This is a genomic window from Mesorhizobium sp. M7A.F.Ca.AU.002.02.1.1 (assembly GCF_003998535.1).
GTDB lineage: Bacteria > Pseudomonadota > Alphaproteobacteria > Rhizobiales > Rhizobiaceae > Mesorhizobium > Mesorhizobium ciceri.
This window is the reverse complement of sequence record NZ_RZPB01000141.1, coordinates 1-10,476: the sequence shown is the minus strand read 5'-3', so window position 1 is coordinate 10,476 and position 10,476 is coordinate 1. Positions and strand designations below refer to the sequence as shown.

At 64.9% G+C, this 10,476-nt stretch carries 10 protein-coding genes; 4 read left to right on the top strand and 6 right to left on the bottom strand.

What is annotated here, in order from left to right:
* A partial coding sequence (locus EN879_RS11615) for a PLP-dependent aminotransferase family protein (protein ID WP_164774379.1) occupies window positions 1–1,127 on the bottom strand: 1,127 nt, incomplete at its 3' end.
* A gap of 82 nt (window positions 1,128–1,209) precedes the next feature.
* Between EN879_RS11615 and EN879_RS11610 the strand changes: the two genes are divergently transcribed.
* From EN879_RS11610 to EN879_RS11595, 4 genes are all read left to right on the top strand, one after another.
* Window positions 1,210–1,701 (top strand): Lrp/AsnC family transcriptional regulator, encoded by a 492-nt coding sequence (locus tag EN879_RS11610; protein WP_013530324.1) that lies wholly within the window; start codon window positions 1,210–1,212, stop codon window positions 1,699–1,701.
* 130 nt (window positions 1,702–1,831) lie between these two features.
* Window positions 1,832–3,325, top strand: coding sequence for an NAD-dependent succinate-semialdehyde dehydrogenase (locus EN879_RS11605; protein WP_063170118.1), 1,494 nt, complete (start codon window positions 1,832–1,834; stop codon window positions 3,323–3,325).
* A 32-nt stretch (window positions 3,326–3,357) separates the two neighbouring features.
* Window positions 3,358–4,737, top strand: coding sequence for an aspartate aminotransferase family protein (locus tag EN879_RS11600; protein WP_063170117.1), 1,380 nt, complete (start codon window positions 3,358–3,360; stop codon window positions 4,735–4,737).
* Between the two features lie 8 nt (window positions 4,738–4,745).
* Window positions 4,746–5,849, top strand: a complete 1,104-nt coding sequence (locus EN879_RS11595; RefSeq protein ID WP_063170116.1) for an alcohol dehydrogenase family protein — start codon at window positions 4,746–4,748, stop codon at window positions 5,847–5,849.
* A gap of 12 nt (window positions 5,850–5,861) precedes the next feature.
* On the opposite strand, the gene EN879_RS11590 is transcribed toward EN879_RS11595, so the two are convergent.
* Genes EN879_RS11590 through EN879_RS11570 form a run of 5 tightly spaced genes read right to left on the bottom strand, consistent with a single transcriptional unit; the run spans window position 5,862 to window position 10,334 of the window.
* Window positions 5,862–6,908 carry an ornithine cyclodeaminase gene (locus EN879_RS11590; protein WP_063170115.1) on the bottom strand — a complete coding sequence of 349 codons (1,047 nt, stop codon included), beginning with the start codon at window positions 6,906–6,908 and terminating at the stop codon, window positions 5,862–5,864.
* A 29-nt stretch (window positions 6,909–6,937) separates the two neighbouring features.
* Window positions 6,938–7,567, bottom strand: a complete 630-nt coding sequence (locus EN879_RS11585; protein ID WP_063170114.1) for an FMN-binding negative transcriptional regulator — start codon at window positions 7,565–7,567, stop codon at window positions 6,938–6,940.
* A gap of 4 nt (window positions 7,568–7,571) precedes the next feature.
* Entirely contained in the window at window positions 7,572–8,453 is an 882-nt protein-coding gene (locus tag EN879_RS11580; protein ID WP_027035600.1) for a branched-chain amino acid ABC transporter permease, read from the bottom strand.
* Window positions 8,454–8,458: 5 nt separating this feature from the next.
* On the bottom strand, window positions 8,459–9,163 hold the full coding sequence (locus EN879_RS11575) for an ABC transporter ATP-binding protein (protein ID WP_063170113.1): 705 nt from the start codon (window positions 9,161–9,163) through the stop codon (window positions 8,459–8,461).
* 4 nt (window positions 9,164–9,167) lie between these two features.
* Window positions 9,168–10,334 carry an ABC transporter substrate-binding protein gene (locus EN879_RS11570; protein WP_063170112.1) on the bottom strand — a complete coding sequence of 389 codons (1,167 nt, stop codon included), beginning with the start codon at window positions 10,332–10,334 and terminating at the stop codon, window positions 9,168–9,170.
* Window positions 10,335–10,476 lie beyond the last annotated feature (142 nt).

Below are 10,476 nucleotides of genomic sequence, written 5' to 3'. Positions count from 1 at the left end.
TCGACCCCCGCCAGCACCTGCGCTGCAATATCCTGCCGGCGCCGCAAAGCCGCGCGCTGCCAGTGGACAAGCTCCATCGCCGTGCCGTCGGTCACCCATTTGGTGGCGATCTCGGCCACCAGCGGCGTCGCCATCCAGTTCGAAACCAGATGCCGGTTGGCGACGGCGGCGACGTAGCGGTCGGGTGCGGCCAGATAGCCGATGCGCAGGCCGGGCACGGTGATCTTGGTGAAGGAGGTGACGTAGAGCGTGCGCTCCGGCGCGAACGCGGCAACCGGCGGCGGCCGGTCTTCGACCAGCGGACCCAGCACATCGTTCTCGATGATGGCGATATCGTGCTTGCGCGCGACCGCGGCGATCTCTTCTCGCCGCCGCGCATCCATCAGCGTCGCCGTCGGATTGATGACCGAGGGCTGCACGAAGACCGCGCGGATGTCGGAAAGCCGGCAGGCCTCGTCCAGCGCTTCCGGAATCAGGCCGTTGTCGTCGATCGGCAGGCCTTCCAGGTTGAAGCCGAGATAGCGTGCCAACGGCACCAGCGTATGGTGGCCGATCGCCTCCGTGGCGACCGTAGAGCCCGGCGGCGCGACGCTCATCAGCGCCACTGTCATGCCGGCGGTGGCGCCGTTGGTCAGGCTGACGTTCTGCGGCGATGCATCGAGGCCGCACAGTCTCAACCATTCGACGGCGACGGCGCGGTGGCGGGGAAACACCATGTTGGGCCGGAACGAAAGTGCTGAACTCGACGGCAGGTTCTCAGCCAGCCATCCCAGTGCCTGCTTCAGCCGCTCAAGATGCATCGGCTCGCAGACCGGTTTCAGGATCGAAAGGTCGATGACTTCACCGAGCCGCTCCGGCAGATAGGGCGGCTCGGGCTCGCGGCGCTGCGTCTGGACGAAGCTGCCGCGGCCGATCTCGCCCGAAATCAGGCCGCGCCGGATCAGTTCCTCATAGGCGCGGCTGACCGTCTGCACCGAAAGCTTGAGGTCGTCGGCCAGCCTGCGATGGGTCGGCAACCGCGCGCCATTGGCAAGGCGTCCGTCATGGATGGCGCGCGCGAACTGGTCGGCCAGCGACTGATAGGCCGGCCGCCGGATAAGCGCGGGATCGGGTTGCCACAATGTCATGACTTATTAGAGATCGAAATCAGTGCAATTGACAATCGAAATAATGCGCCGTCATGGTACTCGGACGAAAAAGTGAGCCCTGATGACATCAGCGAAACTCGACCCGATCGACCTGAAAATCCTCGACGCCATCCAGCGCGACGGACGCATCACCAAGCTGGCGCTGGCCGAGCAGGTCGGCCTGTCTCCGACGCCGTGCTGGATGCGGTTGCGCAAGCTGGAAAAGGCCGGCATCGTCTCGGGCTATCACGCCAGGATCGCCATGCGCGTCGTGGCACCCGTTGCCACCGTGCTGATGGAGGTGACGCTGGCAAACCACCGCCAGGCCGATTTCGACCGCTTCGAGCGCGTTATACGCGATGTTCCCGAGATCGTCGCCTGCTGGTCTGTCGGCGGCGGCGTCGACTATCTGTTGAAAGTAATGGCGCGCGACATCGACGCCTATCAGCGGCTGGTCGATGGCTTGCTGGACCGCGAGATCGGCATCGATCGTTACTTCACCTACATCGTCATCAAGACCGTGAAGGACGAGGTGGCGCTGCCCATCGCAGAGCTTTTGCCGGCGTCGTCATAGGAGCGGAGAGATTCTCTCGCCGGGCAACCCGATAGAGAGAGTCTCTCTACGTCAGGACTTCCAAACAGCCTCTCTATCTGCATCGGGCGGATAGTCTTCCCTTATCAGTCCGAACCGGGAGGCTTTGACCATGTCCGCGCATTTCGCCCGCTCGCATCGCCATGAAGCGCTCGACGGCCTCGCCGACCGCCGGCTGCTGCGCGAACTGGCCTATGTCGATGGCCACTGGACCGCAAGCGAGGCTGCCGAAAGCTTCGAGGTCACCGATCCGGCCACCGGCACGACCGTCGCTTTCGTCGCCGCGCTCGATGGCCGGCAGACGACAAAGGCGATCGATGCCGCGGCGCGCGCCTTCCCGGCCTGGCGGGCGCTGTTGCCGCAGGAGCGCTCGAAAATTTTACGAAAATGGTTCGAGCTGATCGTCGGCGCCAAGGATGATCTGGCTCTGCTGATGACGCTTGAACAGGGCAAGCCTCTGCAGGAATCGCTGGGCGAGATCGACTACGCCGCCTCCTTCGTCGAATGGTATGCCGAAGAAGCAAAACGCCCGAACGCCGAGAGCGTCACCAGCCATCTGCCGAACGCCGAGATGATGGTGCGGCGCGAGCCGCTCGGCGTCGTCGGCGTTGTCACGCCGTGGAATTTTCCGTCGGCCATGCTGACCCGTAAGGCGGCCGCCGCCCTTGCCGCCGGCTGCACCATCGTCGCGCATCCGTCCTCGGAAACGCCGCTGTCGGCGCTGGCGCTGGCCGAACTCGGCGAACGCGCCGGCCTGCCCGTGGGCGTCTTCAACATCGTCACCGGCAAGGCTTCGACGATCGTCGGCCGGATGTGCGAAGATCCGCGCGTGCGTGCCATGAGCTTCACCGGCTCGACCGAGATCGGCCGGCTGATCGCCGCCCAGAGCGCGCCGACCATGAAGCGGCTGGTGATGGAGCTTGGCGGTCATGCCCCGCTGATCGTCTTTGCCGATGCAGATCTGGACAAAGCGGTTGATATCGCCATCGACGCCAAATTCGCCACGTCGGGCCAGGACTGCCTCGCCGCCAACCGCATCTACGTCCAGCGTCCGATCTACGATCGGTTCTGCGCCGCCTTCGCCAAGCGCATCGAGACGCTGCGGACCGGCAATGGCCTAGCCGAGAAGATCGACATCGGGCCGCTGATGCATGAGCGCGCCATCAAGAAGGTGGAGGAACAGGTCGCCGATGCCATCGCTCACGGCGCGCGCTGCCTCACCGGGGGCAAACGGCACCAGGCCGGCCCGCTGTTCTACCAGCCGACGCTGCTGGCCGATGTCAGTGACGAAGCGCTGATCATGCGCGAGGAGACGTTTGGCCCGGTTGCCGCCGTGACGCCGTTCGACAGCGAGGATGACGTGATTGCCCGCGCCAACGCCACCGAGTATGGCCTCGTCGCCTATGTCGTGACCGAGAATGGTGGCCGGCAGCAGCGCATGGGCCGCGCGCTCGACTACGGCATGGTCGCCATCAACCGCGTCAAGATCACCGGCGCGCCGATCCCGTTCGGCGGCGTCAAGCAATCGGGCATCGGGCGCGAAGGCTCGCGCCACGGGCTCGAAGCCTTCACCGATCTGAAGTATCTCTGTCTGGACGTCGCCTAGGTTCGTCCTGCCATCCCTCAAGGAGTTAAAAAATGCTCGACCAGTCCAACGAACTCGCCGCCTGGGATCGCGACCACTTCTTCCATCCCTCGACCCATATGGGCACGCACGCGCGGGGCGAAAGCCCGACACGCATCATGGCCGGCGGTGAAGGCGTCACCGTGTGGGACAACAATGGCAGGAAGAGCCTCGATGCCTTCGCCGGGCTCTATTGCGTCAATGTCGGCTACGGCCGCCAGAAGATCGCTGACGCCATCGCCGCCCAGGCGAAGAACCTCGCCTATTACCACGCCTATGTCGGCCACGGTACCGAGGCCTCGATCACGCTGGCCAAGATGATCATCGATCGCGCGCCGCAGGGCATGTCGCGGGTCTATTTCGGCCTCTCCGGTTCGGATGCCAACGAAACCAACATCAAGCTGATCTGGTACTACAACAACGTGCTCGGCCGGCCGGAGAAGAAGAAGATCATTTCGCGCTGGCGCGGCTATCACGGCTCGGGCGTGATGACGGGATCGCTGACCGGGCTCGACCTGTTCCACAACGCCTTCGACCTGCCGCGCGCGCCGATCCTGCACACCGAGGCACCCTACTACTTCCGCCGCGCCGACCGTTCGATGAGCGAGGAGCAGTTTTCGCAGCATTGTGCCGACAAGCTCGAGGAGATGATCCTGGCCGAAGGCCCGGAAACCGTCGCTGCCTTCATCGGCGAGCCGATCCTCGGCACTGGCGGCATCGTGCCGCCGCCGGCCGGCTATTGGGAAAAGATCCAGGCGGTGTTGAAGAAGTACGACGTGCTTCTGGTCGCCGACGAAGTGGTGACGGGCTTCGGCCGACTGGGCACCATGTTCGGCTCCGACCATTACGGCATCAAGCCGGACCTGATCACCATCGCCAAGGGCCTGACCTCGGCCTATGCGCCGCTGTCGGGCGTCATCGTCGCCGACAAGATGTGGCAGGTGCTGGTTGAGGGCTCCGACAAGCTCGGTTCGCTCGGCCATGGCTGGACCTATTCGGCACATCCGATCTGCGTTGCCGCCGGCGTCGCCAATCTCGAGCTGATCGACGAGATGGATCTTGTGACAAATGCCAAGGAGACCGGCGCCTATTTCCGCGCCGAGCTGGCCAAGGCGGTCGGCGGCCACAAGAATGTCGGTGACGTCCGCGGCGACGGCATGCTGGCAGCGGTGGAATTCGTTGCCGACAAGGACGACCGGGTGTTCTTCGACGCTTCGCAGAAGATCGGACCGCAGGTGGCGACAGCGCTTGCCGCAAGCGGCGTCATCGGCCGCGCCATGCCGCAGGGCGACATTCTTGGCTTCGCGCCGCCGCTCTGCCTGACCCGCGAGGAAGCCGACATCGTCGTGTCGAAGACCGCCGATGCGGTCAAGAGCGTGTTTGCCAATCTCTGAGATCGACTATGAATGCCATGACCAGAACCCTCCCCGCCACCATGGCCGCCGTGCTGCTTGTCGGGCACGGCGGGCCGGAAAAACTCGTCTACCGCAGCGATGTGAAAGTGCCCGCGCCTGCGCCAGGTGAAGTGCTGGTCAAGGTCAGCGCTTGCGGCATGAACAACACCGATGTCTGGGTGCGCCAGGGCGCCTATGGCACGGAGGAGGACGCTGCCGCCGTGTCGACATGGCGGCGCCAGGGCAACACGCTTGTTTTCCCGCGCATCCAGGGCACCGACACCGTCGGTACCATCGCCGCCGTCGGCGAAGGCGTGTCGCCGGAGCGTATCGGCGAACGGGTGATGGTCGATTTCTCCATCTACAATCGCGACGACGATTCGCTCGCCGACATCGACTATATGGGCCATGGCCGCGACGGCGGCTACGCCGAATACCAGGCCGTGCCGGCCGAGAATACGCATGTCGTCGATACCGACATGAGCGACGTCGAACTCGCCACCTTCTGCTGCGCTTACCTGACCGGCGAACAGATGCTGGAGCGCGCCGGCTTGAAGGCCGGCGAGCGCGTGCTGGTCACCGGCGCCTCGGGCGGCGTCGGTTCCGGCATCGTGCAACTGGCACGGGCGCGCGGCGCCATTCCCTATGCCGTCGTCGGCAAGGGCAAGGAACAGGCGGTGCTGGACATCGGCGCCGAGGCGGTCATCACCCGTGGCGTCGCAGACCTGCCGCAAGCCGTGATTGAAGCGACCGGCGGCCAACCGATCGACGTGGTGGCCGACCTGGTCGGCGGCGCGATCTTCAACGACCTCTTGCGTATTCTCAGGCCCGAAGGCCGCTACACGACCGCCGGCGCGATTGCCGGTCCGGTCGTGCAACTCGATCTCAGGACCATGTATCTCAAGCAGTTGCAGTTGCATGGTTCGAGCCAGGGCACGCGCGCGGATTTCCGTCGCATCGTTGGTTACATCGAGGCGAAGAAAATCCGGCCGCTGGTCGGTGGCGTCTACAAGCTCTCCGATTTCCACCATGCGCAGGCGGATTTCATTGCCAAGGATTTCGTCGGCAAGCTGGTGGTGGTGCCGGATGCCATGTGGGGTTCGGCTGGCTGAACACTCTATGCCTCAACCCTGCTGGGCCGCCCTCAACAGCATGCCGAACAGGTCGCGCGGTTCGTCGGGGTCGGCCAGCATGTCGAGTTCCTGGTAGAGGCCGGTCGACTTCAGCTGATCCCTGACATAGCGCAGCGCCGAAAAATCCTCGATGGCGAAGCCGACCGAATCGAACAGCGTGATCTGGCCGGAATCGCGCCGGCCTTGCACGGCGCCTGACATCACCTGCCACAACTCGATCACCTCATGATCCGGCGCAAGCTGCTGGATCTCGCCCTCGATGCGGGTCTGCGGCGGGTATTCGACGAAGATGTCTGAGCGCAGCAGGATATCGCGATGCAATTCGGTCTTGCCGGGACAGTCGCCGCCGACCGCGTTGATGTGCACGCCGGAGCCGACCATGTTGTCTGTGAGGATGGTGGCGTACTGCTTGTCGGCGGTGACGGTGGTGATGATGTCAGCCCCCTCGACCGCCTCCTGCGCGGTGCCGCAGGCGACCATGTCGAAGCCGAGACCGGCGAGATTACGGATGCATTTTTCGGTGGCCGAGCGGTCGATATCGTAAAGCCTCAGCCTGTCGACGCCGAGCAGCGCCTTGAAGGCCACCGCCTGGAATTCGGCCTGGGCGCCGTTGCCGATCAGCGCCATGCAGCTGGAGCCGGCCGGCGCCAGGTACTTGGCGGCCAGAGCCGACATCGCCGCCGTGCGCAGCGCCGTCAGGATGGTCATTTCGGACAGCAATACCGGGTAGCCATTGTGGACGTCGGCGAGCATGCCGAAGGCGGTCACGGTCTGGCGTCCCTCGCGCATGTTCTTGGGATGGCCGTTGACATATTTGAAGCCGTAGACTTCGCCGTCGCTGGTCGGCATCAGTTCGATGATACCCTCGGCGCTGTGCGAGGCGACGCGCGGCGTCTTGTCGAACAGCTCCCAGCGGCGGAAATCATTCTCGATGTAGCCGGCGAGTTCGACGAGGAAGCGTTCGACGCCGATCTTCAGCACCAGCTTCATCATATGATCGACGCTGACGAAGGGCACGATGTTGAGATTGGGGATCATTTTTTCTTATCCTTGCCGCATGCAGGCGCTCAGTCCTGGCGATGCGCGTTGTGTGCCTTCATCATTGTTGCCAGCGCCGGATCGTTTTGCTCCAGCACCCTGATGGCTCCGCCTGTGTCGTAGAGGCGCTCATCCTGGCCCATCTTGAACTTGGCTTCGAGCCGCCCGATCGGCAGGTCAAACCCTATGATACCAGGTATGCGCCGCTCCATGCCGCCTGGTCCGAGCTCACGCATGCCCCAGCGATCGTCGCGATCCTTCTCCAGCACGTCGACAAGCTGCAGGAGATGCCGGGCGGTGCCGTGATCGTCGAGCGGCACCGGATGCCCATGACAATGCACGACGGCAAAGTTCCAGGTCGGCGCGCTGTCGCGCACCGGATTGCGCGGATACCAGGACGGCGAGATGTAGCCATGCGGGCTGTGGAAGACAGTGATCGTCTCCCTGCCTTCGCTGATCAAGGTGCTGTGCGGATTGGCCCGGGCGAGATGCGAGATCAGCGTTCCGTTTTCACCCCGCGCGCGATCGAGCACGAAGGGAAGATGAGAGACGACAAGGCCCTGCGGTCCCGCTGTCACCACCGTGGCAAAGGCCGCGGCCTCGATCAGGCCGAACACCTCGTCGCGCGACAGTGGCGCGAACTCGGGCTTGGTATACATCAGGTCAGCTTCGCTGGGCGCGAACCGCCGGGATCAGGCCTTGCGGGCGAACCAGCAGCACGGCGATGACGCCCGACAGCACGATGGCGTCGCGATAGGGCGCGATCGCTCCCGGCAATGTCGCTTGCAGCAGCACCTCGATGATGCCGAGCAGGAAGCCGCCGGCGACAGCACCGGGCAAGCTGCCGAGCCCGCCGACGACGGCGGCGATAAACGCCTTCAGCACCGGCGTGAAACCCATCAGCGGGTCGACCGAGGCACGCTGCGCCACCCACAGCATGGCCGCCAGCCCGGCGAGCAGGCCGGAGAGCAGGAAGGCGGTGGCGATGATGCGGCTGGCCGGAATGCCCATCAGGCGCACGACGTCGAAATCCTCCGCTGCGGCACGCATCGCCGTCCCGGTCACCGAGCGGCGCAGGAAGACTTCCAGCGCAATCAGCGCCAGTGCGGAGACGACGATGGAGATGCTGGGACCGACGCCGATGGTGAAATCGCCGAAGGAGAAAGCGCCGGTCATCCAGCCAGGCATGGCGACAGCCTGCGGCCGCGCCGAAATGCCGTTCTGGAAGACGACCTTCAGCAGGCTGGAGACAGCGAAGCTGGTCAGCAACAGACTGGTGACGCTGGCGCCGCGCATCGGCCTGAACGCGATGCGCTCCATGGCGACAGCGGCGAGCGCGCCGCAGGACACGGCGACAAGCACCGCCACCGGGAACGGAAAGCCAAGCACCAGCGAGGCCAGCAGCGCATAGCCCGACAGCGTCATCAGTTCGCCATGGGCGAAGTTGATCAGGCCGACGATGGAAAAGACGATCGCCAGCCCGAGCGCCAGCAGCGCATAGACGCCGCCGAGGCTCACCGCATTGATGATCTGCTGCGCGATCATGCTTCTTAAGCTCCTAGATAGGCCTGGCGGACGAGGTCCGAAGAGGCGAGTTCTTTTGCCCTGCCCGACAGCACCACTTCGCCATTGGCGAGCACGACGGCGCGGTCGGCGATTTCGAGCGCCAGCGCCACATTCTGTTCGACCAGAAGGATGGTCAGGCCCTTGCGGCGCAGTTCGGCGATCAGGTCGAAGACGGTGTCGATCAGTTGCGGGGCAAGGCCGAGCGAGGGCTCGTCGAGCAGGATCATGCGCGGCTTGCCCATCAGCGCGCGGGCGATGGCCAGCATCTGCTGTTCGCCGCCCGACAGATTGCCGCCCTTGACGCGGTGGTAGCGGCGCAGGATCGGGAACAGCTCCAGCATCTCCTCTTCGCGCAGCCGCGCCTCGGCCGCCGGCTGATGCACCGCGCCGCCGAGACGCAGATTGTCGGCCACCGTCAGGCTGGCGAAGATGCGGCGGCCTTCCGGAACCAGCGCGACGCCCTTGCGGGCGATCGCCTCCGGCGCCAGGCCGGTGATGTCGACACCGTCGAAGACCACCTTGCCCGATGCCGCCGGCACCAGCCCGGCGACGGCGCCGAGCGTCGAGCTCTTGCCGGCACCGTTGGCGCCGACCAGGGCGATGATCTCGCCGCTGTCGACGGCGAGGTCGACGCGGCGCACCGCCTCGACCTCGCCGTACCGGATTTTCAGGGCTTCGACGCTCAGCATGACATCACGGCGCCGGAACGTCGGCGGCTTCGGGGATCAGGGTCTCGACATGCTTGCCTTCGCCGCCCTCGTAGCGCATCAGCGCCACTGGCCGCAGCGGCATGCGGTCGGTGCCGGCATAGGTGATCTTGCCGGTGATGCCCTCGAAATCCTTGAGGCCGGCGATGGCGTCGCGGATCGCCTTCGGGTCGTCGGAGCCGGCCGTCTTGACCGCCTGGTCGAGGATCAGGCCGATCTCGTAGCCATTGACCTCATAGGTCGATTCCGGCGCATGGCCGGCATATTTGGTGAAGGCGGCGTTGAAGGCTTCGAGCTTGCTGCCCGGCTCGGCATAGCCGGCCGCGGTGTAGACGACGCCGTCGACCAATTTGCCGAGCGCCTTGATGGTCGGCGTACCGATGGCATCGGCTCCATAGACCGGGATGGTGACGCCGGCGCCGCGCAATTGCTGGATGAAGGCTGGGAAATCGGGCTCATAGGCCGCCGTCATGATCAGGTCGGGCTTATCGGCCAAGCCCTTGATGTTGGTGATCTCGGCGGAAAAGTCGGGCTGGCCCATGCTGAAAGTGCCGCGGCCGACAATGGTGCCGCCCTTCTTCTCGAACACCTTGCCGAAATATTCCGGCAGATTGGCGGTGTAGGTGGAGTCCGGCGAGGTCAGCAGGAACACCTTCTTCTTGCCTTCGGAGACGGCGAAGTCGGCAACCGCCGTCGCCTGTACATTGTCGGCGGGATAGGTGCCGAACATGACATCGCCGACCGCGCCGGTGAGCACCGGGGCGGAGCCGCACAGCGTCAGGGTCGGAATGCCGAGAGGCTGGGTCAGCTGGCCGGCGGAAATCGAGGGATCGGCATCGCACGGCGTGATCATGATCTTGGCGCCGGCATCGATCAGCTCCTGCGCGACCGTGGCGGTCTGCGCGGTGTCGGAGCGGGTGTCCTTGATCAGCAGCTTGACGGTGTATTTGCCGCCGAACCCGCCCTTGGCGTTGAGTTCGTCGAGCGACATGCGCAGGCCGGCAAGTGCCGGCTGGTCGTAAGGGGCAAGACCGCCTGTCTGCGCGGTCGCGGCACCGATGATGATCTCCTCGGCGCTGGCCGTCGAAATGGTGGCGATGCCGAACACGGCAGCGCAGAAGGCGGCGCGATGGAGGCGATAGAGGCTTGGCATGTCGGTTCTCCTTCTGGATTTTTGTCGTTGGTCGTTGCGGTCTATGCGGTCTGGTTTTCAGGCGTTGCGGTCTTGGCGAGCGCCGTGCGGCTGCCGAGATAGGCGGCGATCACGGCGGGGGTCTTCTGAACGTCGCCCGGCG